Genomic DNA, 26,994 nt, shown 5'->3' with positions numbered 1-26,994 from the left:
ACAGGCCGCAGCAGGCAATGGATGGCTGCCTACGAACAGGCAATCGCGCAGGCGCAGCGAGAACCTGAAAAGGCGTTCATCCGGTTGCTGGCGCGTAGGATCAGCGCCGGCGACACCGAAGAAATCCGCAGACGGGTCAGGGATTTTGACGGCTGGGTCGCGGAAACGTCCCTGAACGACCTTCGGGCGCTTGAAGCCAAACTGTCGGACCAGCGTCGTGGACTGGGGCGTCTGTTTAAGCTGGAACTGAGCACCTGGTTTCGCACACGCTTGCTGGGCGACATTCGAAAGCGGATCAGAAAGGTTGATCTGGGACTGACCGACAAAGCGCGGGGCGTATCCCGAAGGACGTCAGCGCCCAAACCCGGACCACGCGCAAAGAAATCAAAGCCCGGGAAATCGGCCGCCGCCCATCAGGCCGTGGCGGCAGACGCCTGGTTCAACATCGGACCTTTTGGCATAAACTATCCGTTGGATGACGGTCCCAATCGCGTGATTGTTCCGGTCACCGGTTCGTTTGAATCCCAGACCGACGCGCGCAACGCAATCATTGGCCCCGCCGAAAAGGCAATCAAGGGGATCGAACCCAACGCAAAGCTTAACGCACAGTTCGCGCCGGCCCCCGATGGCGGCCATCAATTGTCGCTTGTGTTCACCGATACATCCGCCTTCGAAGTCATGGCGGCAATGGCCGAGGTTCAGGCGCTGTATTTCAACGAAATCAACCGGACAAGGATATCGGAGGAGGAACTGGCGGAACGCGAGGCGGCGCAGGCCTGGGCGCGGCTTTATGCAAAGGTTGGCAATCTTCTCAATCCGATACCATTTACCGAATTCACCGAAGAAGGTTTTGGTGCCACCAGCGATCCATCCAGCGCCATAACCGCGATCAAGGGCATCAAGGGAATCCGCAATCTCAAAGGTCAGGGTCAGATCAAGCGGCGCACTTTCAAGCCGTGGGTAAAACACGCAGGTCACCTGAAAAAGCTGAAGGACCTGTTTCACCGTGGCCCGGACCGCCGTGCGTGGAAGCGCGCGATCGACAACCTCAGCCCAAGCAAAAAGGCCGTTCTGCGCGAGCTTCAGCAAGCTGAAAAAGAGGTGCTGAAACTGATTGAGGCTGGCCGCCGGAAAGAGGCCTATAAGATCGTCAAGTCGAAACGGAAGAAAGCCCGCTCGCTCTACAATTCGGTACGCGACAACTACTGGAAAGAAGCCTCAGTCCGGCGGGAATGGAAGGCCGGCGGTGCCGATCTGCAAAAGCCCGCGCCAAGGGTTGCGGTCGCCGAAATCCAAAATGGACAAAGGTTCCGAAAGGTGATGACGGTGACGATGGAGCACAAGACACGGTTGCACGACAATCCGTTTCTGGCCGTCAGCCCCGAAAACATCGCCTTTTCGCTCAGCTATGAAAACTCGGTCATGCTGGAATCCATGCGGCGGATCGCCAAGGGTCGGAACACGGTTTGGTCCAATGGACCCATCGAAACCCTGGTCCGGTCAATCGAAGGCGGGTTCGAATAGCATCCTGCGCCAGAAATGCAGGGACGGGTTTTGCCCCCACCTCAGCCTCGGTCACATCTCTGACCACAGCCAGACAGTGCGAAGGCGGTTTAACGAAAGTTCCTCTCCGGCATCCGGTCGGTGCTTGAACGGCGATTCAGAACAAATGTCGGAATTGCATGTCGCGGCGCGTCCTTGCAGCATGGGACAAAACATGCGGAGGTGGAAATGATCTATGCAATCACGATTTATGGCGAGGCCGGTGTGTTTGAGGCGCTGCCCAAGAAACGGCAAGACGAGGTCATGGAAGGACATGGCGCGTTGCAGACCGCGCTGAAGGAACGGGGCGAGTTTGTGTCGATGAAGCTGATGCCGCCCACCTCGGCCGTGATGGTGGAACCCGCTTCAACCGAAGGTCAAACGCCGTTGATCACGGATGGGCCGTTTTCCGAGACAAAAGAGAACTTTCTGGGTTTTTACGCCGCGGATTTCAAAGACCTCGACGAGGCATTGGAATACGCAAAGATGATTTCTTCGCCGGTCGCCCGGCTGGAAGTCCGGCCCGTCGCCTGGGCGGGGGGTGCGATATCTTCGGAATAACCCATGTCTGACTGGCTGGAGGCAGCGTTTACACAGCAGCGCCCGCGGGCCATCGCGGCCTTGACCCGATACTTCCGAGACATCGATATGGCTGAGGAGGCCTTTGCCGATGCCTGCCTCAAGGCGCTGACGATCTGGAAGCAGGATGGTGCGCCGCGCGATCCGCTGGCGTGGTTGCTGACAACCGCGCGGAACGCAGGGCTGGACCGGTTGCGCCAGTCGCAGCGCCGTTCGGCCATTCTTTCGCGCCACAACGAGGAGTTTCAGCCGGTGCCTGCGGAAACACCAGACCCCGACGAGATGCGCGATGATGTGCTGCGGCTGCTGTTCATCTGCTGCCATCCCGAGCTGGACCGCAGGGATCAGATCGCCCTGGCGCTTCGGATCGTTGCCGGGCTCAGCGTTGAGGAAATCGCGCGCGGCTTTCTCGTCAAGCCCAAGGCGATGGAACAGCGGATCACCCGCGCCAAGAAGAAGATCGCCAGCAACCCTGTTGCATTTGAGACGCCCAGTCCGCAGGAACGCGGGACGCGGTTGGGCGAGGTTTCCCTGATGATCTACCTCATGTTCAACGAAGGTTGGTCCACTTCGGCCGGGCCGGATCAGATAAAGCTGACGCTCTGTGAAGAGGCGATCCGCCTGGCGCGTCTGCTTGTCGTATTGTTTCCGGCCATGGGTGAGCAGGTGGCTCTCCTGGCCCTGCTGCTGCTTCAGCATGCGCGGCGGCACGCCCGAATTGGGGCTGACGGTCAGATCGTGGCCCTTGACGATCAGGATCGGACGCAATGGGACCGCGCGAACATCGCCGAGGCAACCGGGCTGCTGCAAAAGGCGCAACGGATCAACCACCGTGGAGTCTACATCATTCAGGCGACTATCGCTGCGGCGCATGCACGTGCGAAGTCATCGGAAGATACCGACTGGACCATGATCGAGGCGCATTACGCAGCGCTTTACACGCTGTTGCCAACTCCGGTCATCCGCCTGAACCAGATTGCAGCGCAGGCCAAGATTTACGGGCCGGAATTTGCCCTGCAGGCGATGGAACCGCTGGCAGAGGATCTGGCGCTCTATCGGTGGTTCCATGCGATGCGGGGTACGCTATTGCAGGAAACGGGCAACCACCGGGCCGCGATAGCCGCCTTTGAAACCGTCCTGACACTGGAACCCACGACACCCGAAAGCATTGCAGTTACGAACAAAATCGCCGTCAGCAAAAAAGAACTGGGGCAGTTGTAGGGAACACGCCCGCTCATCCGTCCTTGGATCAGACCCGCATGTCGCGGGCGCTTACAAGGGAGATGAACATGAGTATTCTTGACATGACCACCGTCGGCAATTCCGGTTGGATCGGACATTCCGGCCCGGATCAGGGCAAGGCCAAAGCCTTCTACAGGGATGTGCTGGGGTGGACGATCAACGACATGCCGATGCAGGACGGTTCCAGTTATTCCGCTGCTGTTGTCGGGGAAACGGCAATCGGGGGGTTCTCGCCCGTGCCGGAAGAAGATGGCAGCTGGACGATCTTCTTCACCGTCGCTGACGTTGACAGCAGCGTGACCACAGCTGAGGCCAAGGGTGCAACGGTCGTGCAACCCGCGATGGACATGCCGGGTGTCGGGCGGATGGCAACCCTGACCGATCCACAGGGCGCGCGCTTTGCGTTGATCACCTACGAAAGCATGGCGTCCTAGGCGCGAACGGGAAGGAGGTATCAGATGGAACAGGCACCCCATATCGCGCTTGGCGTGACAGCATTGTTTGTATTGATGAGCATACCGATGGCGATTGCCGTCGGCGTGCGGCGGACAAAAACCGGTATCCTTCTGCTGCATGGCGGGGATGACAACCTGTTAAGGCTTATGCGGGCGCATGGGAACTTTGTGGAATACGTTCCGCTGGCGCTTTTAGCGCTTGCCGGGGCCGAAATTTCCGGTGTCGCAACATGGCTGGTCGCGACCTGCGGCGCAGTTCTGCTGCTGGGGCGTCTTATTCACTATTTCAGCCTGCGCGCTGCCGCGGACAGCAAGGGCCGAGCGATTGGTGCCGGGTTGACGGTATCCACGATGCTAGTGCTTGCTCTGGCAATCCTGTGGCAACTGGGAAAGACGGTCTGATGCCGGTTGATGAAACCCTGAACCAGCGCATGCGCGACATACTCGTCGCGCATGTGGGCATTTCCGAGAAACGGATGATGGGCGGGCTGTGTTTCTTTCTGAATGGTAACATGTTGTGCGGTGCGCGACGCCATAAGGACGGTGTCGGACGGTTCATGTTCCGGGTGGGCAAGGCAAACGAAGCTGCAGCGCTCAGGGATCCGTTGGCCGCACCCGTGATTCACGGAACCCGCAAGCTGGGCGGGTTCATCCACGTTACCGCCCAGGACTGTGACGACGCCGCTCTACATCGCTGGTTGCAAATGTGTCTGAACCATGCGGCCGCGCTTCCTGCAAAATCGTAAACGGAGGCTTTGATGACCGATTTTGAATGTTTTTCACCGGACATGCTTCGGTTTTTTGAAGGTCTACAGGCAAACAACACGAAAGACTGGTTTACCGCAAACAAGGCGACCTATGAGGCCCATGTTAAAGGACCGGGCAAACAGTTCGCGGGTGAAACGGCAAGTGCCCTTCGTGATTCAACGGGTCAGAGCCACAGCAGCAGGATTTTTCGGATCAATCGCGATCTCCGGTTCTCGAAAGACAAGACACCCTACAACACGCACCTTCACATCGCATTTACTCCAAAAGTGCAATCCGGCCAGCCGCCGATGTGGTTCTTTGGGGTATCGCCCGAACGCCTGTCGCTCGGCTGCGGGGTGTTTCAATATGACAAGGCCGCTTTGTCGCGTTTTCGCCAGGCTATGGCCGGACCCAAAGGGACGGAACTGATGCAGCTGAGTTCAGACCTGCGCGGCAAGGGTGTCCGCATAGGCCAGCCGGAACTGAAACGTGTGCCGTCAGAATTCGACAAAAACCATCCCAACGGCGAAGCGCTGCGGCGGAAGGGTTTTGCCGCCTGGATCGAACACGAGGACCCCCGCTTTGTCACGCAACCGGATCTGGTCGCCCGGGTCATCACGGAATGGCAGAAATTGATGCCGGTTTATCAACTCCTGTCTCAGGTAGGATAGCCGCAACGGTCCGGAATCGGGCCACAGTCTTGGTCGCGCCGTCTGACGACATGTAACGCCCTCTCTTCTAGCTGTGTGTGCGGGACTTTTCCGGGTCAAAGACCGGACAGGCAACGATTTCTGCGGTCGTATCCAGACCATTGCCCGAAACCGAAACCAATGTGCCCACCGTCAGGTTCGGGCGGACATGGGCCAGCGCAAGCGATTTCCCCAGCCGATGCGAATGGCAGGGGCTGTTGATCACACCAACCTGTTCACCATCAATCATCAGGGTCTCGCCGCCCTCAACCATATCTGCGTGGTCGATATCGAGGCAGACGTTGATAACGGTCTCGCCGCCCTTTGCCGCCATCAACGCCGTTTTGCCGCGGAAATCGCCCTTGGTCTGTGAGACGGTAAACCCAAGGCCGACCTCCCAGGGCGTGTTGTCTTCGGTCATGTCGTAGCCATAGAACAACAGCCCGGCTTCGATCCGCACCTTGTCGAGCGCGGCGAACGAGCAGGGCATGACCCCCGCCGCGGCCAGCTGGTCCCAGATGTCCGTGATGGCCGCGCCATCCGCGAATATTTCATACCCGCGTTCGCCGGAATAGCCCGTGCGCGAAATCCGGCAGGGATGGCCGAATAGCGAAGCAGCTGCGTGTTCGAAATAGGCCAGTCCGCCCAGATCAATGTCCACGTTGGCATCAAGAATTTCCAAGGCCGCCGGCCCCTGCACCGACAGATCGTGCAGGTCATCCGTAAACTCAACCTCGACATCTCGCCCCTGCGCCGAGGCTTCCAACAGGGCCATCGTGTCGCCCGAACCATGCACGATCATCCACTCGTCCCCGCCATTGTTCGACACGATGGCGTCATCGGCGATACCACCCGTTTCGGTCAGAACGCACAGATACGCGGCCTTGCCGGGCGCAACTTTCGACAGATCGCGCGTGGTCAGATGATCCAGAACACCCTGCGCTTCGGGGCCGCGGACAAACACCTTTTTCAGCGGCGACATATCGAACATGCCAGCCCTTTCGCGCACCGCGTCATGCTCGTCCTTCGGGTCGGTGTCATAGCTCCAGGCCGTGCCCATTCCGTTCCAATCCTCAAGGCCCGATCCAAGAGCCTTGTGGCGCGAAGCAAGAGCGGATGTGCGGCTGAGTTCCTGTGTCACGTTGGTTCCTTCCTAGTACCATTCATCCGGCATCGCAGCCTTGCGTTCCTGGACAAATGCCTCAAGCGCGGTCTGGATGCCGGGTTTCATTTCCGGTTGCCGATAGTCGGCCAGCATCTGACGCCATCGTGCGGACGCCCTTTGATCGGCGGCGGGCGCACCGGCTTCCATCCAGGCCTCATACGGCCCTGCGTCCGGGACCTGCGGCTCGAAATTGGCGGTGGAATAGTGGCGCAGCGTGTGGCTGGTGGACAGAAAGTTCTCGCCCGGCCCTGTTTCCAGATAGGCATCCCGGCCAAAGGACTCATCTTCCGTTTCGAACCCTTGCAACAGTTTCATCATGGCGCCGCAATGATCGAGGTCCATGACAAATTTCTCATAGGACATGACCAGCCCACCTTCGAGCCAGCCCGCCGCATGCCAGACCTGATGAGCGCCAGACAAAAGCGTGGCCCACATCGCGCCGACGCTATCCTGCATCGCCTGCCCGTCCGGCGTGTTGGACGCGGTGATTTGTCCGCCGCCAGAGCGTACGGGAACACCCAGTCGGCGGCCCAACTGGCCGAGAACCATGGTGGTCAGATTGGCCTCGGGCGACCCGAATGTCAGCGCGCCGCTGCGCAGGTTCATCGTGGAGTGGAAGCTGCCGAAAACCACGGGGCAACCGGGCCGGACCAACTGAACCAATGCGATGCCGACCATCGCCTCGGCAAGGGTCTGCGCCGCGACCGCCGCCGGAAACAGCGGCCCCATGGCCCCTGCAAATATCGCCGGAGACACGCAGACGCATTGGTTGGCGTCGGCGTAGATCCGCAAGGCCGCCGACATGGTGTGATCATAGACCAGGGGCGAGTTCACATTGATATTGGCCTGCATAACGGCGTTGCGCTCCATGAAGTCGCGCCCGAACACCAGCCTTGCCATGTCGATACTGTCCTGCGCCCGTTCCGGCGCAGTGACCGACCCCATGAACGGTTTGGTGGACAGGGTCAGGTGCGCCAGCATCATGTCCAGATGGCGCTTGTTCACCGGTACATCCGTGGGCTCGACCACCGTGCCACCCGAATGGTGAAGTGCCGGGGCGCTGTAGGCGAGTTTTATGAAATTCCGAAAATCCGCCAACGTCGCGTAGCGTCGGCCGTGTTTCAGGTCGCTGACAAAGGGCGAGCCATAACCCGGCATCAGCACAACGTTGTCGCCCCCCAGGGTCACGGTCTTTTCCGGATCCCGCCCGTGCAACCGAAATTCCGTTGGCGCCGTTTTGCAAAGCTCGCGTGCCAGTCCCGGCGCAAAGCGAACCCGGTCACCTTCGACAACCGCTCCGGCCTGAGCGAAGAGGTCGATGGCAGTACGGTCGCCCCGAAACTCCACTCCGATGGTTTCAAGAATCCAGTCGGCCTGATCTTCGATCCGCGCAAGCGCCTGCGCGCTCAGAATCTCATAAGCGGGGATCTTGCGCCTTGTGAAACTGGGGGCATTTGGCGGAGCCTTTTGGCGCGACAGCCGACCCCGACGCGCCCTGCCGCGTGGTTCGGCGTGATCATCCGGTTGCGCAATCGCGTTCAAATCAGCCAACTCCGATTCAGTATGACAACTCTTATAAACGCTATTTTGCATGGCGTTCAGGACCGGAAAATCGAATTTTTCTTTCCATTGCGTGCAAAATTTTTGTACGTAAACTCCATGCCTGACTTGTTCCGCCATCATGACCTTCTGCGCCTGTTCACCGAGATTGCGCGCCATTCCAGTTTTTCGGATGCTGCCGAAGCGCTGAACATGACCAAGGGCGCCGTCAGCTATCAGATCAAAACGCTGGAGGCCGATCTGGGGCTGACGCTGTTTCGCCGCACAACAAGAGGCGTGAGCCTGACTGGTCCCGGACTGAGCCTGCTGGCGGCCTGTCAGGCCCGATACGAGCAGATCGAGGCGGAATTACGTGAAATCAGGGGGCTGTCCTCAAACACGCTGACAGTCGGTGTGTCGACTTACTTTGCGGCGCGCTGGCTGTCGCCGCGGCTGATGTCCTTCATGCAGGATCATCAGGACGTTCAATTGCGTATCCAGCCCATGATCCAATTCTCGGCCCGCGAAACACGGGATGCCGATCTGCTTATCAGATGGGGCAACGGGGAATGGGACGACGGGGTCGTGACTCCGTTCATGCCCATGCCCACCTTTCCGGTTGGCAATCAGGCTGCCGCGCATAAGGTTGAAACGCTGGGAATTGAAGGCGCGATTTCCAACTTTACCCTTCTCAGGGACCGGGATGACAGCAACGCCTGGTCCGATTGGCTGAACGCCGCCGGGCTTCCCCGACAAACGCGGCGAGATGTTTTGATCGTTCCCGATCCGAATGTGCGGGTGCAGGCCGTCATCGACGGCCAGGGCATCGCGTTGATGGACGATCTTGTCCGGCCGGAACTGGACGACGGAAAACTGGTCCGGCTTTCCGGTGCCGAACTCTCTGATTATGGCTATTTCCTCGTGCGGCCAAACCGGGCGGCAGAAACCGAAACCGCGCGGGCTTTTTCTGACTGGGTTCAACGTCAGACGTGATCGTTCCGTTCCCTGATCCATCGAAACGGCATGTCTTTAACCCGGACGAGGCCGCGATTTGCAATGGTGACTGTAGCCATGTCTTTCTTTTTGTGCCCAAAAAACAGGCTGGATTCGCGTGGTTCGCGGCATCCTCAAGCGTTTGGCTTGAAAAACAGGACGCGTTCGTCAAACATTCCTCATGGGTCAGTATTTTGATGAAATGTTCAACGGGGATGGATCTCTTCGTGGGCCTTACGAGGAAATCGGTCGCTGGTTCAATGCAGAAGACGTATCGAGGTTGCGCGCGAAACAGCGTGAGGCCGAAGAGGTTTTTCGGCTTACGGGAATTACCTTCAACGTCTACGGAAAGGCCGAAGCGGAAGAACGTCTGATACCGTTTGACATCGTGCCAAGGGTGATTTCCGGCCGGGAATGGCAGCGTTTGGAAAAGGGGATCGACCAACGGGTCCGGGCCATCAACGCATTTCTGTACGACATCTATCACCGGCAAGAAATCGTGCGGGCCGGGCGCATACCTGCCAGCATGATTTCAGAGAACGAGGCGTTCCTGCCCCAGATGATCGGCGTCACACCCCCCGGCAGCGTCTACACCCATATCGTTGGCATTGATCTGGTTCGCACCGGACCGGATGAATTCTACGTGCTGGAGGATAACGCGCGCACGCCTTCGGGTGTGAGCTATATGCTCGAAAACCGGGAAACCATGCTCAAGATGTTTCCCGAACTGTTCAGCGCCACAAATGTACGGAACGTGTCGGACTATCCGCGCAACCTGAGACGATCACTTGCGGCCTGTGCCCCGGACTGTGCCGAAGGCGAACCCACCGTCGCGGTTCTGACCCCGGGGATCTACAATTCCGCCTATTACGAACATGCGTTTCTTGCCGATCAGATGGCGGTGGAACTTGTCGAAGGGCATGACCTGCGGGTGGTGCACGGGCGTGTCTGTATGCGGACGACGCAGGGGTACCGCCCCATCGACGTGCTGTACCGGCGCGTGGATGACGATTTCCTGGACCCGCTGAACTTCAATCCGGACAGCGCGCTGGGGGTACCCGGAATTCTGGATGTCTATCGCGCGGGTGGAATAACCGTCGCCAACGCGCCGGGCACCGGGATTGCCGACGACAAAGCGATCTATTCCTACATGCCCGAGATCGTTGAGTTCTATACCGGCGAAAAACCTCTGCTGCAGAATGTCCCGACGTGGCGCTGCGCTGATCCCGACTCTTTATCTTATGTCCTGGACAACCTGACCGATCTGGTCGTGAAAGAGGTGCACGGGTCCGGCGGCTATGGAATGCTGATCGGCCCGACGGCCAGCAAACGTGAGATCGCCGCGTTCCGCGACAAGCTAAAGGCGCGGCCGGGGAATTACATTGCACAGCCCACCTTGTCGCTGTCGACGGTTCCGATCTTTGCCCGCTCGGGGCTGGCACCCAGGCATGTGGACTTACGCCCGTTTGTTCTGGTCTCACCGGACGGGATCAGGATTACGCCGGGCGGGCTAACCCGTGTCGCGCTCAAGAAAGGTTCGTTGGTGGTGAACTCCAGCCAGGGTGGCGGCACCAAAGACACCTGGGTTCTGGAGGACTGAGCCATGCTGGGGAAAACTGCGGGTGGATTGTTCTGGATGACCCGGTATCTGGAGCGCGCTGAAAACACCGCAAGGCTTTTGGAAACCGGCCAGCGGATGGCGCTGACCAGAACCAATAACGGCAATGACGAATGGGTGCCGGTGATGCAAACCGCCGGAGTTCTGGCGGGGTATCAGGCCAAGTATGACGAGGTTACCAAGGACAACGCGATCGACTGGATGCTGCGCGACACCGACAATGCGTCATCCGTTCGATCGGTCATCAAGCAGGCCCGTGACAACGCCCGGCTTGTGCGCACCGCCCTCACCTATGACGTCTGGAGCGCTGTGAACGCCACCTGGATGCGCATTCAGGAACCGCTGAAGCGCAGGGTGAACGAACGTGACTTGCCCGCGGTGCTGGAATTGGTGCGCCACCAGGCGGCGCTGGTGCGGGGTGCTTATCTAGGCACCATGCTGCGCAACGACATCCATGATTTCGCCCAGTTGGGCACCTTTGTCGAACGTGCCGACAACACCGGGCGCATTCTGGACGTAAAATATTACGTCCTGCTGCCAACCGCCTTTTCGGTTGGGTCTTCGTTGGACAACGCCCAGTGGGAAACCATCCTGCGTTCGGTGGGGGCCGGGGGCGGATACAGGATGACCCATGGCCAAAAAACGTCACCGTCAGAGATTGCGGAATTCATGATCCTTGACGAACGGATGCCCCGCAGCCTCAGTTATTGTTGCCGTCATATCCATGAAAGCCTGTCGCTTCTGGAAAAGGAATACGGATCGGAAATGCCTTCCGGCAACGCATCTCAGGGCCTTTACGCGCGCCTGGCGGATCAGAAGATCACAGGCGTTTTCGACTACGGTCTGCACGAATACATCCAGGACACGCTGCGCGATCTTGCCGGGTTGAGCCGACAGATTGAAGTCGATTACCGATTTAATGAGTGACCCATGAAACTGCACATCAAACACGAAACACGATACGACTTTGATGCTCCGGTGCCCTTCGGGTTGCAACAACTCAGGAAAACACCAAAATCCTTCCGCAATCAGAATGTCCTGAGTTGGGACACCCAGGTTGACGGCGGGCGCAAGGAACTGAGCTTCGAAGACTGTCACAGAAACACGGTCGAACTGATCAGCTTTGAACCCAACACATCCCATGTTTCGCTGGTGTCGGAAGGCGTCGTCGAGGTAGAGGACACGCATGGCGTCCTTGGCAAGCACGAGGGGTCCACGCCGCTGTGGCTGTTCAAGCGCGAAACGCCACAAACCGCACCGAAGAAAGGCGTGGCGGACCTTGTCGGCTCACTACCGCAGGGCGAGCCGCTCGACCGTCTGCACGCCCTGTCCGATCTGGTTCGCGAGCGTGTGCAATATAAGGTTGGAAGCTCAAAACCCGACTGGAGTGCCGAAGACGCGGTCGAGGCCGGTTGCGGTGTTTGTCAGGACCATGCGCATGTCTTCATCACCTGTGCGCGGAAACTCGGGCTGCCGGCGCGGTACGTCTCGGGCTATCTGATGATGAATGATGTCGACATTCAGGACGCCACCCATGCCTGGGCCGAGGTGCACGTCGATGGTCTGGGCTGGGTGGGCTTCGACGTCTCGAACGGAATTTCGCCCGACAACAGATATGTTCGCGTAGCGACAGGTCTGGACTACGCGCAGGCTGCACCGGTAATAGGAAGCAGAATTGGGGCAGCGGGCGAGCAACTTTCGGTACAGTTGCAAGTCGCACAGCAATAGCGGAGAACAAAATGACCTATGCTGTGGGGATGCGGTTGAACCGTGGGTTGGTCTTTATGTCCGACACCCGGACAAATGCCGGGGTCGACAATATCTCGACCTTCGAAAAGATGTTCAACTGGACGGTCGAGGGCGAGCGCTCCATCACGTTGCTGACCGCAGGCAATCTGGCGACCACACAGGCAACCGTCAGCATGCTCGAAGAACGCACGAAAGCCCCCGAAGATCGCGCCCCGTCGATCCTAGAGGCGCCGACGATGTTTCAGGTCGCGCAACTGGTTGCTGAAACACTGAAGGACGTCATCGAACTGCATGCCCGCGCAGGACAGCAGGCGGACAGCGCCTTTCACGCCACGCTTATTCTGGGCGGGCAGATCAAGGGCGGCCCATCGCGCCTGTTCCTTATCTACCCCGAAGGCAATTTCATCGAAGCGGGGGCGGACACGCCGTTTTTCCAGATCGGAGAAACAAAATATGGCCGCCCGATCCTGGTACGGGCTTACGATCCCGGCATGACCTTCGAGGAAACGGTCAAGCTGTTGCTTGTCAGTTTCGACTCGACCATCAAGGCAAACCTCTCCGTGGGCGCACCCCTGGATTTGTTGCTGTACGAAGAAGACAGCCTGACAAAGGGTCAGCGTTCGCGGCTTGAGGCCGATGATGCGTATTTCCGAACCATTTCAGACGGCTGGGGTGACGCTCTGAAATCCGCTTTGGCAAAGTTGCCCGACTACAATTCAAGCGGGGCCGAGCGCTAAGGGGTCTTGGCACCGCCTGTTCGTGTCGTCACGAGCCGTCATTGCCCGCCTGCAGGCATATTGCTTGTCCACCCTGCGGCACGCATTGCCGCCAGCAATTCCTGAACAGGCTCGGGACTGGCAAAGATCCTGTATTTTATCGCTTCAAACGGATAATCAGGCCAGGTTCTGGCATACATATCCGCCAAACGGCGCGCTTCGACCGGTTCACCGTTCATCCAGCGAGACGCCATCAGATAGGCGGTGGAAATCGGCCCGAACGGCCCACCCTCTGCAATCGTTTCTTCGTAGGTTCGGATCGCCGCCGCGTAATCGCCGGTGTGAAACTGGGCTGCCCCCAACGCATTGCCCAGAACCAGCGCATCACCGCCTTCGGCCAGCGCCTTGTAGCGGCTGGCATGAGACTTGATGCGTTCGAAATTCGCGGTGTAGAGCGATATCAAGGCGTCAAACTCGGCAATATGCGGATCATCGGGGGCCAGATCCGTTGCGCGCTCGGACAGGGTGACGGCCCTGTTGTGATTGCTCACGCCAAACTCATACCAGGCCCGTGCCGACAGGGCCCAGGGCGCGTCTGGTGCCAGTTCCAAAGCATAGGCGCTGTGCTCATCCGACGCTGCGAACAATTCATCCGAGGCGGGGTTGCCCGACTGGAGAATGGCCAGCATGGCTTCAACCTGAGCCGCGCCGGCATAGCCGCAATAGAACAGCGGATCGCGTTCGGATGCCGTTTCAAACACCAGCAAAGCCGGGCGCAGACGCGAAAGATCGACGACCGGGAAAATCAGATCGCGCCCGGCATTGCACAAATTCATCGCTTCGACGCGGGTTGGCGAGACGTCATAGATTGTGGGCTGATCTGTTTCCGGCGATGACCGGGGCGCGTCGTTCAAAAACATCACAGCCAGAATACCGGCAATTCCAATCACGGCGGCACCGGCCCCCAGTCCGGCCCACAGCCGAACGCCGCCTTGCTTCCCTTCGACACCGCCCGCTGCCCCCGCACGGAACTCGGGTGCGTAACTGCCGACCGGCAGCGAAATGATTACCTCCGCCGTCGCTCCGTCACCGTTGTAATACGCCTTGAGCTTGCGCCGAACACGTCCGGCATCGACGCGAACAACCCCTTCGCGTTTGGTCAGGTCATCCGCGTCGTAACCATACACGTCCATGGCAATTGTCTTTGCCCGGATTTCTTCGGTTCGACCGGCCAACGCCTCGGTCACGACATAGGACAAAAACGATTGCATCCGGGCCGAACCCCGGAATTCTTTCGACTCCAGAATCGCGCCCAGCGCCAGCCGGACCTGTTCCGGCGAAAACGACGACACATCGCGAAGCCGGTCTTCATTCGATGGGGCAGTCAAGAACTATCCTTTCTGGGTAAGGACTTGGCGGCGCGTTGCTACGGTAGCATGCGACTTATTACGTTCAAGACATATTCTGGACCGGGCATGTTTTTGTGGCACATCGCACGGACACCAGAGCAATGACAGAAGACGCGTTCTTTTCCGCTCAGTTTCCCGGTTCGGCCCCCCGGCTTGAAGCGTTGAGGGACCGTGACAAGGAATTCGATCAGATGTGCGCGGATTACCAGGAGGTGTTTCTGGAACTGGCTAGGGGGCCGCAGGCCGTCGCCGGAACGCAACCCAGATACCTCGCCGATTTGGCCGAAAGCCTGGCGGATTTGCGGAACAGTATCGAAAGGCAGCTGCTGGCCTTTGATCCCGCCCCGGATGACGCAGGTACCAGTGAAGGAAAGGTTTGACATGAAACTCCGAAATCTTCTGCCCCTGATCGTTTTTGGCGCCGGCTCGGCGCTGGCCCAGGAAAACCCGATCATCCATGACGGCGAATTTGAGTATCTGCGCGCGCAATTCGGCGATGTCTGGGACGCACAGGACGAAGAGATCGATGCCCGCCTGGCCGAAATCCGCGAGGCTAACAGCGACCGCCCCCCGAACTTTCTGTACATCCTGATTGATGACGTGAGCTTTGGTCAGATGGGTGACCGCAAGATGAACTACGTCATGGGGATCGAAACCCCCAACATCAACACGCTGGCGACCGAAGGTTTGTCGCTGATGCGCATGTATACCGAGCCCTCCTGCACCCCCACGCGCACGGCAATGCTGACGGGCCGTCATCCCGTGCGAGCCGGGGTCGAAGAGGTCAAGGTGGCGCTGGTGGGCGAAGGTCTTCCGGACAGCGAGGTGACGCTGGCGGAAATCCTGAAAGAAGTGGGATACAACACCGCCCATGTCGGCAAGTGGCATCAGGGCGATATCGAACAATCCTATCCGCACAATCAGGGGTTCGACTGGGCTGCCTTCCCCCTGCATCAACAGGTTCAGCTAAGCCTCATGACCCCCGAGGCGATGCGGGCCAACAACATGCTCGGCTATGTGCCCGAGGGTCAGAGCAATCAGTTCCTGCTGGATGAACGATTCAAGCCCTATGGGCTGGTGACCGGTGTTGAGGCCGAGGCCGGCGGCAAGGCCCGCGAAGTCGATATGAGCACAGGCGAGGTCTGGACGCAGGCGAAATACGAGGAAATGAACCGGCGCTATCAGCATCAGGCACTGGAACAACTGGACCGCGTGGCCGCCGAGGATGCGCCCTTCTTCATGCAATACTGGCCGCTTTACCCCCTGAATTTCGTCTATCCGGATCAGGCGATTTCCCGAAACGGAGGGTTTCACGCAGACAAACTGCAACTGCTGGACAGCTGGATCGGCGACCTGTTGGCCAAACTGGAAGAAACCGGCAAGGCCGGCAACACGATCGTGGTTCTGATGGCGGATAACGGCCTGATGTATCACTACGAGGGGACCTCGGGCCTGAACCAGCTGATCTATCGCGGTGGCAAGACCCAGCATCTGGAAGGCGGCGTGCGCACGGACGCGTTCATTCGCTGGCCAAATGTCATCGAGCCCAACAGCGCCGCGGGTGACATCTTTCACGTCTCGGACATCTTTACCACGATGGCACGGATCGCCGGGGCAACCGATCACATTCCGCGCGACCGTATCATTGACGGCATCGACCAGACGGCCCTGTTGCTGAACGGTGAGGGCAACGGGCGGCGCGACTACGTGTATGTCTATGAAGGTCCTGTGCTGCGCTCGGTGGTCAAACAGGAATTCAAGATGCACCTGCCCGCCCCTGGTCAGCCCGGTGCGGCAGCGCCGACTTACAACGTCTACCGCGACCCGCGCGAGGAACACCCGCTTGTCGGATATTCCCTTTGGGCCGGTGCGTCCTTTCAGGACATGATCAAACGCCACCAGAAAATGATTGCCAAATACCCGCACTCCGAAATCGGCACGGGTCTGCCCTATGAAGGCATCGAGAATCTGCGCCCGGAATCGGAACTGACGCGCGAGGTTTTCATGGGCTGGCAGTGAGGTGCCTGCGTGGAGTTTTCTGAAAAGATATCGTAATGTTTCAATATGATATCGATTTCGCGCAAATATTGCCGGATCGAACAACAAGAAACGGGGGGAAGATCGGAATGAAACTGACGTGGTTATTGCTTCTGTCGACCGGCCTTGCGGTCTCATCTGCGACTGCGCAGGAGAACCCAATTCAGCACGATGCAGAGTTTTACATTCTGCAGGCGCAGCGCAACCAGCAATGGGCGCAGGACGACGCCGCGGTTGACGACGCGCTGGCCGCTTTTCGGGATAGCAACGGCGGCAATCCTCCCAACATCGTCAGCGTGCTGATCGACGATATGGGTTTTGGCGACATGGGCATACCCGAACTTAACGCCGTGCGCGGATATGAGACGCCGAACATCAACGATTTCTCGGATCAGGCGATGCGGATGGTTCGGATGTATACCGAACCGTCCTGCACCCCAACCCGCGTGGCGCAGATGACGGGACGGCTTCCGGTGCGAATGGGAATGGGCGATACGACCGTGGACATCGCAGGTTTTGGCCTGCCGGGAGACGAGGTGACGCTGGCCGAGGTGCTGAAACAGGCAGGATATGCCACCAGTCATGTCGGCAAATGGCATATGGGCGACATCGCCGAAAGCTGGGCCATGAACCAGGGGTTCGATTACGCCCAACACGCCATCCACCAGCAGGGTCAGCTGACCATCTTCAACGACGACGCGATCAAGGAACAGGTCTCGGTGGCGATCCGGGATTATGACGACAAATACACCCTGGACGACTGGTTCAGACCCGATGCATCCGCAATGATGACCGTGATCGAAGGCGAAACAGGCGGCCCAGTCCGAGAAATCCGTATGGAAACCGGCGAACGCTGGAACGCTGCGAAATACGATGAGATGAACCAGGCGTTTCAAGACAAGACACTGGAAGAGCTGGAGCGCCTCGCAGGCGGCGAAGACCCGTTTTTCCTGCAATACTGGCCGATGATCCCGCTGGACAACACCCGCGCTGGGCGGTCAGGACCAGAGAGCGTGAATGGAGGTCTGTATGTGGACAAGATGCAGTTGCTGGATCAGTGGCTGGGCGACTTGTTCGCGCGGCTGGAAGAGCTGGGCCTGACGGAAAACACTGTGGTTGTGGTCATGGGCGACAACGGACATTTCACCAAATACGCGCCGCAATCCGGGTTCACCCCGTTGATCTATGCGGGCGGCAAGGGTGACACGACCGAAGGCGGCATCCGCGTTGACGCCTTCATTCGCTGGCCCGGCATGATCGAGGCGGACGGATTGCTCAACAGCATCATCCATGTCTCGGACCTCTATACGACACTGTCGCGTTTCGCCGGGGCTGATCAGTACATTCCGCGGGATCGTCTGGTGGATGGGGTGGATCAGTCTGCCGCCTTGTTGTTTGCCGATGAATCCAAGGCCCGCCGCGATCACGTCATTGTCTATTCGGTGAACAAACCCGAGGCGATCGTGAAGGATCAGCTTAAGCTGAAACTGCCGGGAGCCGGGGAAAGCGCTATTCTGGCAAAGTTCTTTGATCTCTACCGGGACACGCGCGAGGAATATTCAGTCTCGACCGAAGTTGGTGCCTGGGGAGGGCAGGAATTCTCACGCATCCTTGGCCGCCATATGGCCCGCAAGGAAAAATTCCCAGATACGCCTCCAGCCTATGGCGTGCCCTATGAGGGGATTGAAAATGTGCGGCCCGAAACGCAGCAGGCAGTTGACGCCTTTCTGGTCAAGCGCGCCGCGCCACAGCAATAGGCCCGCGCCGTTCGGGGGATGGAAACTCTAATCAACAGGTGGTCCAAATGGCTGGAATGGTGATTTTCGCTCTTGGCTTGGTCGTGGCGCTTGGGATCGGCTTTGTGTACTTTCGCGATCTGGGCGACATTTCGCAGATGTTGCTGAAGGTAAAGCGCGAGAACATGGTGCGTTTTATCCGGCACGAATACCGCTTGATCGCAATCGGGCTGGGCGGGTTTCTGGTCGCGACGCTGGCGCATTTTCTGATGGGCGCAGGTCCATTGTGGCTGTGGGCAATCGCGGGTTTGCTGACCCTCCTGCTTTATGGCTTTCCCTATGTCTGGGTTCATCTGGGGCTGCGGAACCAGCTGAACGATGCCGCGTTCTTTCCCATCAACGAGGCGCAGAAGTTTGTCGGCCCCACCGCGCCGGTCATTGTCATCGAAAACAACGGCCATGCCCGCGCGCATCCCGACGCACAGATCATGCGACCTCATCTGGCCGGAGACGCGACCGGGCTGGGCGGCGAAGACGTGGTCATGACCTATTGCGCCATGGCGAACCTTGGGCAGGGCTATGCCCCCCGCATCGAAGGCAAGCGGCTGGATCTTGAGGTTCTGGCCCAGCACGGCAACAACCTGATCCTGCGTGACAATGAGACGGGCGAGCCCATTCAGCACATATACGGATTTCGCGAGGCGGATCGTGACTTGAGCGCGGACGGTCCCGCCTGCCCGCTGCGCCCAGAGGCACAGATGAAACCCTGGCCGACCTACCGGATGACATTTCGCGGTTTCCAGAAGGCCTTTCCGGAGGGCGAGGTCTTTCTGAACAAACCCTCGTCAAATCCCCTGTTGCGGCTGCTGGATATGGTCACCGAGATCACCTTTGGGTGGGGAATTAGCCGCCAGCATCAGGAAGACGCGCCCGTGATGGACAATATGGACCGTTCGGACGACCGCCTGCCCAACAAGACTTATGTCTGGGGGATTACCATCGGTAAAGACGCGGTCTGCTGGACGGATGATTTCGTCATCGAGAACAACTGGATCGTCAACGCCAATGTCGGCGGACGCGACATCGTTGTCAGCCTTGACCCGAAATATGAAAGCCTTGGCGTCTGGTATAACGACAGCGGCAAACCCGTCAGTCGCTGCGACTTTTGGGGAATGTCTGATCAAGGCCAGTTGCAGCGCGTCGAAACCCTGCGCGCCGGAATATTCTGGCATGTCTGGTCCGAGTTCTTCCCGAAAACCGACATCAACCGCGTTGGTTCTGGCGCGCAGGGCAATAGTGATGTGGCGGCATGATCGGTTTGCGCCCTTTCGGATCGCATATCTGCGCAAGGCTACGACCAATCGGCGCGTGTCGTGGTTCTGAACCTAACCCGCGAACAAGCGGAACGAACCTGAGTGAACGGAGGGACACAGTGTTTACTAAACGATTGACGTCATGTAGCGCGATTGGTCTGGCTTTCCTGGCCTCATCTGCAACCATGGCAGCATCCCAACAGTCCGGGTGGTCTTACGAAGCCTCGATCTATCTGTTCATGCCCGAGACAGAGACCAGGTTCGAGACACCGATGGGAACGCTGGATGGTACGCTCAGCTTTTCGGATGCGCTGGATAACCTGGATTTTGCCTTTATGGGTGCGTTTGCTGCGACAAACGGGCGCTGGAGCGTTTTGTTCGACTATAACTATACTGACCTCTCCTTCAGCGACAACGCGCCCGGACCCGCAAACGCAGAACTGGACACTTCGGTCGAAACACAGTTTGCAACGGCGATGCTGGGTTACCGGATTCGTCAGGACCCTGCGGTCAATCTGGACCTGCTTGGCGGCTTTCGTTGGTACAGCACCGAAACGGACTTCACTTTGACCCCCGGGACCATGCCGGGACGCAACACTGTCGCGGATGACAGCTGGTTTGACCCGGTTATCGGCGCAAGGGCGCGTTTCACACTGTCCGATGACTGGACCGGAACGGCGTATCTGGACTATGGCGGGTTTCGCAGTGGCAGTGAAACCTGGCAGGTCTTGCTGACCGCCGATTATATCATCAATGAAAGATGGATGCTGCGCGGCGGATACCGCTATATTTCATTTGATCATGATATCGACGGCAGTCCCTACGAATTCAATCAATCCGGGCCTCTGGTCGGTGCCACCTATCGGTTCTGACGTTTTGGCGTGGTTCCGGCGCAGGTGATGGATGGGCTCGTCCGGATCGGATCACACGCCATGCAGTGCCAGTGAAACCCCCTGCCCGACGCCGACGCACATGCTGCACAACGCGCGCGTCAAACCACGGCTCGAAAGCTCCAGCGCGGCCGTACCCACAAGACGCGCGCCAGTCATACCCAGCGGGTGACCAAGGGCGATGGCACCGCCATTGGGGTTGATGTGATCCGCCATAGCGTCCAGCCCCAGCCCTCGTGCCACAGCCAGCGCCTGAGAGGCAAAGGCCTCGTTTAACTCGATCAGGTCGAAATCTGAGGGTGATAGCCCTAGTCGGTCACAGAGTTTTTGCGTGGCCGGCACCGGGCCGATCCCCATGACCCTTGGTGGAACACCCGCGCTGGCGGCACCTTCGACCCGTGCCAGCGGAATTAGCCCGTGCGCGCGCGCGCCCTCGCCACTGGCCAGAACCAACGCTGCCGCACCGTCGTTGATGCCGGACGCGTTGCCGGCTGTCACCGAGCCATCGTTGCGAAATGGCGTCTTCAGGGCTGAAAGCCTGTCCAGCGTAGTGGCGCGCGGATGTTCATCCGTTTCGACACTGGTCGCGTCGCCCTTCCGGGACGCGATTTCTACGGAAATGATCTCTCTCGCCAGCCGCCCGTTTTGCTGAGCCGCCAGCGCGCGCTGCTGGCTTTGCAACGCGAAGGCATCCTGATCGGCGCGCGAAATGTTCCACTCTGCGGCGACATTTTCGGCGGTCTCGGGCATGCTGTCGACACCCCAGGCCCGTTCGATCGCCGGATTGACAAATCGCCAGCCAATCGTTGTGTCAAACACTTCGGCCCGGCGCGAAAACGCTGCGTCCGGCTTGGGCATAACCAGTGGCGCGCGGCTCATGCTTTCGGCACCCCCGGCAATGATCAGGTCGGCGTCGCCGGTCCGAATGGCCCGCGCGCCGGCGATTACGGCGTCCATGCCCGACGCGCAAAGGCGGTTGATCGTGAACGCGGGCACAGTCTCGGGAAGGCCCGACAAAAGCACCACCATACGGGCAAGGTTGCGATTGTCCTCACCTGCCTGATTTGTCGCGCCCAGTATCACCTCGTCCACCGCACCCCAGTCGGCACGTGGGGACCGCGTCATCAGGGCCTTGACCGGCAGCGCCGCAAGATCGTCCGCGCGCACCTGCGCCAGCGCGCCACCATAGCGCCCGATGGGCGTGCGGACGTAATCGCAGATAAAAACCTCGCGCTCGGTCATGACAGATGCGCCGTGGCTTCGATTTCAACCACGGCTTCATCTTCGACCAGATCGGCGACAATGATCATCGACATGGCCGGAAAGTGGCGGCCAAACACCTCGCGGTAGGCAGCGCCAACTTCGGCCTGTTTCGCCAGGTATTCGCGTTTGTCGGTGACAAACCAGGTGAGCCGCGTGACGTCGGTGACCTGGCCGCCGCCAGCCTCGACGATTTCAACGATGTTCCGCAGCGCCTGTTTCATCTGGCCGATGAAGCCGCCGCCAACAAAATTCTTGTTTGCGTCCCAGCCGATCTGGCCGCCGATATGCAAGGTTCCGTCTTTCGTCAGCACACCGTTGGCATAGCCTTTTGCCGGAAGCCAGTTTTCTGGCTGAATGATCTTATGGCTCATGATGCGTCATCCCTGAATGTCTGTAGCTTGCTGCGGATGGTATCCGGCCATGCCACGGGGCGGCCATTGGCGCCGACGTGAACAAGTGTGGCAGAGGTCGTCAGCCGCACCTCATCGCCGCAGCGCGCAGTCATCGCGTATTTGGCCGAGCTGCGCCCGATCTTCACGATCCCAAGTCGGAAAATCAACTGGTCACCATGGCGGCTGGGGGCCGGGAAACGGGTTTCGATTTGCGCGGTCGGAACCGCCCCCACGCGATGAAGATCGTGGAACGGCGCGTTCAGGCCCTGATCAAAAAACGCCTCGACGCAATCGTTGATCATCTCGAAATAGCGTGGAAAGAAGACGATCCCCGCCGGGTCGCAATGTTTGAACAGGACCTTTTGATGAAACTCGAACGGCATCAGACCCCCACGTATTTTTCTGTGATGTCGTGGGTCAGATCAGCCATCGCGCCCGACCAGACGGTTCTGCCACGCTCCAAAACCACGGCCCTGTCCGACACCGCCGCCAGTTCCTTGAGCGATTTGTCGATCAGCAGGATCGCCACGCTCGTTTCTTGTTTCAGGCGATGCAGGGCGGTCCAGATTTCCTGCCGGACGATCGGGGCAAGACCTTCGGTCGCTTCATCCAGGATCAGCAACCGCGGGTTGGTCATCAGGGCCCGACCGATGGCCAGCATCTGCTGCTCGCCGCCGGACAGCGAAGCGGCACGCTGTGCCTGGCGCTCTCCCAGCCGGGGGAACAGCTCCGCGACACTGCGCAATGTCCAGTCCCCCGGGCGCGCGGCGGCAATCAGGTTTTCGCGTACCGTAAGATCGGCAAAGCAGCGCCGCCCTTCAGGCACCAGACCCACGCCGCTGCGGGCGACCTTGTGACTGGGCAGCACGTGCAGGTTCTGGCCGTCCAGCGTCAGCGTTCCTTCGGATTGGATCATCCGGCAAATGGCTTTCACGGTGGTCGTTTTACCCATCCCGTTGCGACCCATCAGGGCGGTGACCTCGCCTTGCGTCATCGCAAGATCAACGCCGAACAGGGCCTGGCTGACGCCATAGGTAGCGGTGAGGTTTTCGATTCGCAGCAGGGTCACGCCTCATCCCCCAGATAGGCATCGCGCACTTCCGGGCTGGTGCGAATGTCATCCGCCGTGCCGGTGGCGATCACCTTGCCGTAAACCAACACGCTGATCCGGTCGGCCAGCGCAAACACCGCGTCCATGTCATGTTCCACCAGCAATATCGGTGCTTCTTCGCGCAGCCCGTCAAGGAAGCCGGTCAGCCGTTTTGACCCTCCGGCCCCCAACCCGGCCATCGGCTCATCCATCACAAAAGCGCGCGGCGACAGCGTCAGCGCAACCGAAACCTCCAGCTGGCGGCGCTGCCCGTGGCTGAGGTTGGCGCAACGCGTGTCGCGCTCATCGCTCAGGCCCACACGCTCCAGCGCAGCTTCGGCAATGTCGCGCAGCTCGGACCGTTTCAGGGCCGGTCGCCAGAACCGCCAGGACAGGCGCTCTGCGCCCATCGCGCCCAGAACCGCGTTCTCCAGAACGGTATCTTCCATGCAAAGCTGCGAAATCTGGAAGGTGCGCCCCAGCCCAGCCTGCGCCCGCGCCTGCGTGCTGAGACGCGAGACGTCCTGACCGCGCAGCATGACCCGCCCGGAATCCGGTTGCAGACCGCCGCAAATCTGTTGAATCAAAGTGGACTTGCCCGCGCCATTGGGGCCGATGATAGCGTGAATTTCTCCCGATCTCAGGTCAATGGACACATCGTCCGTGGCTTTCAGCGCACCAAAGCTTTTGTTCAGGTTGCGCGTGGCGAGAACCGGATCAGACATGCGCGCCCTCTTTCCCGGTCAGCAGACCGATCAGACCGCCCCGACCGAACAGCACGATACACAACAGGATCGCCCCCAGATAGACGTGCCAGAAATCGGTGAGCTCCCCCAGAAAATGTTCCAGCGCCACAAAGACACAAGCCCCAATCACCGGACCCATCAGACGCCCGACCCCGCCGATGATGATCAACACGATCAGTTCACCGGACAATTGCCAGCTGAACATCGTGGGCGAGACAAAACGGTTCAGGTCGGCGAACAAGGCCCCCGCCAACCCGGTGATCGCGCCTGATATTACAAAGGCCAGCAGCTTGAGCCGCATGGGGTTCAACCCCACCGTTTCGACCCGGGTCGCCGTCTGGCGCGCTGCATTCAAGGCTAGCCCGAAGGGCGAAGCCTGCAGGCGCGCGAACAGAAACAGCACCGTGCACAGCAGCGTGAAGCAGACAGCGTAGAATTGGATCGGCAACAGGGTGTTCAGGCCGGGAAAGTCGTTTCGGACATAGATCGACAACCCGTCCTCACCGCCATATTGCGCCCAGGAGATGGCGAAATAGAAGAACATCTGACCAAAGGCGAGCGTGATCATGATAAAATACACGCCCGAGGTGCGCAGCGACAATAGCCCAATGAAGAACGCCACGATGCCGGACGTGATCATGGCGGCCAGCCAGATCACAGGCATCGACTTGGTGCCATCCGTCGTGAACAGGCCCAGATCAAGGGCGGTGTAGGTTTGCGCGTGATAGGCAAGAATGCCCATCGCGTAACCTCCGATCCCGAAGAACGCGGCGTGTCCGAAACTGACCATGCCGCCGATCCCCAGGATGATGTTCAGGCCAACCGCCGCCAGCGCAAGGATCACCGCCCGCGTCACCAGCGTGATGGTAAACGGCTGATCCGCAACCATCGCCCAGAGCGGCAGAGCCAGCAGGCCCGCGATCATCAGCCCGTTGAGGTATTTTTCATCCAACCTCATGCGCGGACTCCGAACAGGCCAGTGGGTCGCCAGATCAGCACCAGCCCCATCAGCACGTAAATCCCCATAGATGCCAGCGCCGAGCCGCTTTTCTGCGCCGCGCCAGTCTCCATGAACAGCTTGAACAGCTCAGGCAGAAACACGCCGCCCAGTGTGTCGGTCAGCCCGACCAGCAACGCCCCGATGAAAGCGCCGCGCACCGACCCGATGCCGCCAATGACGATGACGACAAAGGCAAGGATCAGAACCGGCTCGCCCATCCCGACCTGCACCGACTGGATCGCGCCCACCAGTGCACCGGCCAATCCGGCCAGCGCTGCGCCGAGGGCAAAGACCAGCGTGTAGAGCTTTGAGATATCGACGCCCAGCGCCGCGATCATCTCGCGATCGTTTTCACCGGCCCTGATCTGGATGCCCAGACGCGTGCGCTCGATCAGCGCCCAAAGACCAACCGCCACGGCCAAGCCAATTCCGATCAGGGTCAGCCGGTAAAGCGGGTATTCAATCCCGCCCGGCAGCGTCACAGGGCCTGACAGCGCGTCGGGGATGTCCAGAAACAAGGGGAACGATCCGAACACCCAACGGGTGCCTTCAGAAAAGATCAGGATCAGCGCGAAAGTCGCCAGAACCTGATCCAGATGCGGCGCGTTATACAACCGCCGGATCACCACCATTTCCACAATCGCCCCGGCCAGCGCCGCAGCGGCCAGGGCGGCGATCAGCGCCAGCAGGAACGAACCGGTCGCCCCCGCAACGGCAGCGGCGGCAAAAGCCCCGACCATATAGAGCGAGCCGTGGGCGAGATTGATCAGACCCATCACGCCGAAAATCAGCGTCAGGCCAGCCGCCATCAAAAACAGCATGACGCCGAACTGCAGCCCGTTCAGGATCTGCTCAATAATCAGGATTGATGACATGGAAACTCCGGTGATCTGCCCGCCCCCGGCAAAGGGGCAGGCAGCAGGTCGTTACATCTTGCACTCAGCCGCATAGGCGTCCGAATGGTTTTCCAGCGCCACGCCGATGATCTTGTTGGTGAAGACGTCGCCTTCCTTGATCACTTCGCGCGCATAGATCGTCTGCACCGGATGGTGGTTGGACCCAAAGCTGAAATCGCCACGGGTGCTGTTGAACTCGGCCGCGCGCAGCGCCTCGCGGAAGGCATCTGCATCTGACGGGTCGGCCTTGTCCAGAGCAGACAGCAACAGATTCGCCGCATCGAACCCCTGGCTTGCATATAGCGAAGGCAGACGCCCGTATTCCGCCTGAAAGCTTTCGACAAAGGCCGCGTTGGTGGGATTGTCGATGTCCTTGTTCCACTGCGACGTGTTCACCACACCCATGGCCGCGTCGCCAACCGCTTGCAGAATCCCCTGATCAAAGCTGAAGGCCGGACCCACAACCGGAATGTCGATGCCGCTGTCGGCATATTGCTTGAGGAAGGAAATCCCCATACCGCCCGGAAGGAAAAAGAACACGCTGTCCGCGTCACTTGCGCGGATTTGCGCGATTTCGGCGGCATAGTCGGTCTGACCAAGTTCGGTATAAATCTCGCCAGCCAGATCGCCTTCGAAAAAGCGTTTATAGCCGGTCAGCGCATCGACGCCTGCGGGATAGTTCGGCGCCATGATAAAGCTGTTCTTGAAACCCGCGCCGTTGGCATAGGCCCCGGCGGCCTCGTGCAGGTTGTCATTCTGCCAAGCGACGTTGAAATAATTCTGATGACAGCCCTTCCCTGCCAGCGGCGATGGCCCGGCATTGGGAGACAGATAGAACACGTTCTGGTTCACCGCCGCAGGCACAACCGCCATGGCAAGGTTGGACCAGATGATACCCGTCATCACGTCGACCCGTTCCGACTGAATCATCTTGTCCGAAAGTTGAACGGCAATGTCCGGTTTGCGCTGATCGTCCTCGATCACCACCTCGATATCGTCGCGCCCCGACTGTGCAATCGCCAGCATGAACCCGTCGCGCACGTCGATGCCCAACCCGGCACCGCCACCGGAAAGGGTAGTGATCATCCCAACCTTGACTTCGGCCAGCGCACCCGTCGCGCAAAGCGCAGATACCGCCGCTGCCGCTAGAAACTTTTTCATCTTCATCTCCCTTCGTTGGTCTTCTGA

Annotated in this window: 28 protein-coding genes; 17 read left to right on the top strand and 11 right to left on the bottom strand. The window is 59.4% G+C overall.

Annotated elements, in window-relative coordinates; all coding sequences use genetic code 11:
- Positions 1–21: 21 nt before the first annotated feature.
- The 7 genes from ACXAC3_RS07020 to ACXAC3_RS06990 all read left to right on the top strand — a co-directional run bounded on the left by ACXAC3_RS07020 (position 22) and on the right by ACXAC3_RS06990 (position 5,236).
- On the top strand, positions 22–1,524 hold the full coding sequence (locus tag ACXAC3_RS07020; RefSeq protein WP_475158118.1) for a hypothetical protein: 1,503 nt from the start codon (positions 22–24) through the stop codon (positions 1,522–1,524).
- Between the two features lie 207 nt (positions 1,525–1,731).
- Entirely contained in the window at positions 1,732–2,103 is a 372-nt protein-coding gene (locus tag ACXAC3_RS07015; RefSeq protein WP_475158117.1) for a YciI family protein, read from the top strand.
- 3 nt (positions 2,104–2,106) lie between these two features.
- On the top strand, positions 2,107–3,342 hold the full coding sequence (locus ACXAC3_RS07010; RefSeq protein WP_475158116.1) for an RNA polymerase sigma factor: 1,236 nt from the start codon (positions 2,107–2,109) through the stop codon (positions 3,340–3,342).
- A gap of 68 nt (positions 3,343–3,410) precedes the next feature.
- On the top strand, positions 3,411–3,797 hold the full coding sequence (locus tag ACXAC3_RS07005; protein ID WP_475158115.1) for a VOC family protein: 387 nt from the start codon (positions 3,411–3,413) through the stop codon (positions 3,795–3,797).
- Positions 3,798–3,821: 24 nt separating this feature from the next.
- Positions 3,822–4,220 carry an MAPEG family protein gene (locus ACXAC3_RS07000; RefSeq protein ID WP_475158114.1) on the top strand — a complete coding sequence of 133 codons (399 nt, stop codon included), beginning with the start codon at positions 3,822–3,824 and terminating at the stop codon, positions 4,218–4,220.
- The gene (locus ACXAC3_RS06995; protein ID WP_475158113.1) at positions 4,220–4,564 is read left to right on the top strand and encodes a TfoX/Sxy family protein; all 345 of its coding nucleotides are present in this window, start codon (positions 4,220–4,222) and stop codon (positions 4,562–4,564) included. Before ACXAC3_RS07000 ends, ACXAC3_RS06995 begins: the two co-directional genes overlap by 1 nt.
- Before the next feature lie 12 nt (positions 4,565–4,576).
- A complete protein-coding gene (locus ACXAC3_RS06990; protein WP_475158112.1) occupies positions 4,577–5,236 on the top strand; it encodes a DUF2461 domain-containing protein in 660 nt (219 codons plus the stop codon).
- Positions 5,237–5,303: 67 nt separating this feature from the next.
- Here ACXAC3_RS06990 and ACXAC3_RS06985 read toward each other — a convergent pair whose 3' ends face one another.
- Both ACXAC3_RS06985 and ACXAC3_RS06980 read right to left on the bottom strand, forming a co-directional pair.
- Positions 5,304–6,395, bottom strand: coding sequence for an aminomethyl transferase family protein (locus ACXAC3_RS06985; RefSeq protein WP_475158111.1), 1,092 nt, complete (start codon positions 6,393–6,395; stop codon positions 5,304–5,306).
- A 12-nt stretch (positions 6,396–6,407) separates the two neighbouring features.
- Complete coding sequence (locus tag ACXAC3_RS06980) at positions 6,408–7,970, bottom strand: trimethylamine methyltransferase family protein (protein WP_475158110.1); 1,563 nt, start codon at positions 7,968–7,970, stop codon at positions 6,408–6,410.
- Between the two features lie 108 nt (positions 7,971–8,078).
- Between ACXAC3_RS06980 and ACXAC3_RS06975 the strand changes: the two genes are divergently transcribed.
- The 5 genes from ACXAC3_RS06975 to ACXAC3_RS06955 all read left to right on the top strand — a co-directional run bounded on the left by ACXAC3_RS06975 (position 8,079) and on the right by ACXAC3_RS06955 (position 13,055).
- Positions 8,079–8,951: a LysR substrate-binding domain-containing protein gene (locus ACXAC3_RS06975; protein ID WP_475158109.1), complete on the top strand. Its 873-nt coding sequence runs from the start codon at positions 8,079–8,081 to the stop codon at positions 8,949–8,951.
- A 181-nt stretch (positions 8,952–9,132) separates the two neighbouring features.
- Positions 9,133–10,551 carry a circularly permuted type 2 ATP-grasp protein gene (locus tag ACXAC3_RS06970; protein ID WP_475158107.1) on the top strand — a complete coding sequence of 473 codons (1,419 nt, stop codon included), beginning with the start codon at positions 9,133–9,135 and terminating at the stop codon, positions 10,549–10,551.
- Between the two features lie 3 nt (positions 10,552–10,554).
- Entirely contained in the window at positions 10,555–11,496 is a 942-nt protein-coding gene (locus tag ACXAC3_RS06965; RefSeq protein WP_475158106.1) for an alpha-E domain-containing protein, read from the top strand.
- A 3-nt stretch (positions 11,497–11,499) separates the two neighbouring features.
- Positions 11,500–12,297 carry a transglutaminase family protein gene (locus ACXAC3_RS06960; RefSeq protein WP_475158105.1) on the top strand — a complete coding sequence of 266 codons (798 nt, stop codon included), beginning with the start codon at positions 11,500–11,502 and terminating at the stop codon, positions 12,295–12,297.
- Positions 12,298–12,308: 11 nt separating this feature from the next.
- A complete protein-coding gene (locus ACXAC3_RS06955; protein ID WP_475158104.1) occupies positions 12,309–13,055 on the top strand; it encodes a proteasome-type protease in 747 nt (248 codons plus the stop codon).
- A 38-nt stretch (positions 13,056–13,093) separates the two neighbouring features.
- Here the strand turns inward: ACXAC3_RS06955 and ACXAC3_RS06950 are convergent, their stop codons facing one another.
- On the bottom strand, positions 13,094–14,422 hold the full coding sequence (locus ACXAC3_RS06950) for a tetratricopeptide repeat protein (RefSeq protein WP_475158103.1): 1,329 nt from the start codon (positions 14,420–14,422) through the stop codon (positions 13,094–13,096).
- Positions 14,423–14,544: 122 nt separating this feature from the next.
- Here ACXAC3_RS06950 and ACXAC3_RS06945 point away from each other — a divergent pair, with 122 nt between their 5' ends.
- From ACXAC3_RS06945 to ACXAC3_RS06925, 5 genes are all read left to right on the top strand, one after another.
- Positions 14,545–14,823 (top strand): hypothetical protein, encoded by a 279-nt coding sequence (locus tag ACXAC3_RS06945; protein WP_475158102.1) that lies wholly within the window; start codon positions 14,545–14,547, stop codon positions 14,821–14,823.
- A gap of 1 nt (position 14,824) precedes the next feature.
- Positions 14,825–16,462, top strand: coding sequence for a sulfatase-like hydrolase/transferase (locus tag ACXAC3_RS06940; RefSeq protein ID WP_475158100.1), 1,638 nt, complete (start codon positions 14,825–14,827; stop codon positions 16,460–16,462).
- Between the two features lie 107 nt (positions 16,463–16,569).
- Complete coding sequence (locus ACXAC3_RS06935; protein ID WP_475158099.1) at positions 16,570–18,237, top strand: sulfatase-like hydrolase/transferase; 1,668 nt, start codon at positions 16,570–16,572, stop codon at positions 18,235–18,237.
- A 47-nt stretch (positions 18,238–18,284) separates the two neighbouring features.
- The gene (locus ACXAC3_RS06930; protein ID WP_475158098.1) at positions 18,285–19,529 is read left to right on the top strand and encodes a DUF3179 domain-containing (seleno)protein; all 1,245 of its coding nucleotides are present in this window, start codon (positions 18,285–18,287) and stop codon (positions 19,527–19,529) included.
- 185 nt (positions 19,530–19,714) lie between these two features.
- Positions 19,715–20,401 carry a porin family protein gene (locus ACXAC3_RS06925; RefSeq protein WP_475158097.1) on the top strand — a complete coding sequence of 229 codons (687 nt, stop codon included), beginning with the start codon at positions 19,715–19,717 and terminating at the stop codon, positions 20,399–20,401.
- Between the two features lie 51 nt (positions 20,402–20,452).
- Here ACXAC3_RS06925 and pcaF read toward each other — a convergent pair whose 3' ends face one another.
- Genes pcaF through ACXAC3_RS06885 form a run of 8 tightly spaced genes read right to left on the bottom strand, consistent with a single transcriptional unit; the run spans position 20,453 to position 26,967 of the window.
- Complete coding sequence (gene pcaF, locus ACXAC3_RS06920) at positions 20,453–21,661, bottom strand: 3-oxoadipyl-CoA thiolase (protein WP_475158096.1); 1,209 nt, start codon at positions 21,659–21,661, stop codon at positions 20,453–20,455.
- The gene (locus ACXAC3_RS06915; RefSeq protein ID WP_475158095.1) at positions 21,658–22,053 is read right to left on the bottom strand and encodes a RidA family protein; all 396 of its coding nucleotides are present in this window, start codon (positions 22,051–22,053) and stop codon (positions 21,658–21,660) included. Before ACXAC3_RS06915 ends, pcaF begins: the two co-directional genes overlap by 4 nt.
- Positions 22,050–22,457 carry an acyl-CoA thioesterase gene (locus ACXAC3_RS06910; RefSeq protein WP_475158094.1) on the bottom strand — a complete coding sequence of 136 codons (408 nt, stop codon included), beginning with the start codon at positions 22,455–22,457 and terminating at the stop codon, positions 22,050–22,052. The genes ACXAC3_RS06915 and ACXAC3_RS06910 overlap by 4 nt, the downstream gene beginning before the upstream one ends.
- The gene (locus ACXAC3_RS06905; protein WP_475158093.1) at positions 22,457–23,143 is read right to left on the bottom strand and encodes an ABC transporter ATP-binding protein; all 687 of its coding nucleotides are present in this window, start codon (positions 23,141–23,143) and stop codon (positions 22,457–22,459) included. Before ACXAC3_RS06905 ends, ACXAC3_RS06910 begins: the two co-directional genes overlap by 1 nt.
- Positions 23,140–23,889 (bottom strand): ABC transporter ATP-binding protein, encoded by a 750-nt coding sequence (locus ACXAC3_RS06900; RefSeq protein ID WP_475158092.1) that lies wholly within the window; start codon positions 23,887–23,889, stop codon positions 23,140–23,142. Before ACXAC3_RS06900 ends, ACXAC3_RS06905 begins: the two co-directional genes overlap by 4 nt.
- Positions 23,882–24,868 carry a branched-chain amino acid ABC transporter permease gene (locus tag ACXAC3_RS06895; RefSeq protein WP_475158091.1) on the bottom strand — a complete coding sequence of 329 codons (987 nt, stop codon included), beginning with the start codon at positions 24,866–24,868 and terminating at the stop codon, positions 23,882–23,884. Before ACXAC3_RS06895 ends, ACXAC3_RS06900 begins: the two co-directional genes overlap by 8 nt.
- Positions 24,865–25,785: a branched-chain amino acid ABC transporter permease gene (locus ACXAC3_RS06890; RefSeq protein ID WP_475158090.1), complete on the bottom strand. Its 921-nt coding sequence runs from the start codon at positions 25,783–25,785 to the stop codon at positions 24,865–24,867. The genes ACXAC3_RS06895 and ACXAC3_RS06890 overlap by 4 nt, the downstream gene beginning before the upstream one ends.
- 51 nt (positions 25,786–25,836) lie before the next feature.
- Complete coding sequence (locus tag ACXAC3_RS06885; protein ID WP_475158089.1) at positions 25,837–26,967, bottom strand: ABC transporter substrate-binding protein; 1,131 nt, start codon at positions 26,965–26,967, stop codon at positions 25,837–25,839.
- Between the last annotated feature and the right edge of the window lie 27 nt (positions 26,968–26,994).

This window comes from Ruegeria sp. ABV4_181 (genome assembly GCF_056158465.1).
The sequence above is the reverse complement of the archived record's forward strand: the minus strand, read 5'-3'. Positions and strand labels throughout refer to the sequence as shown.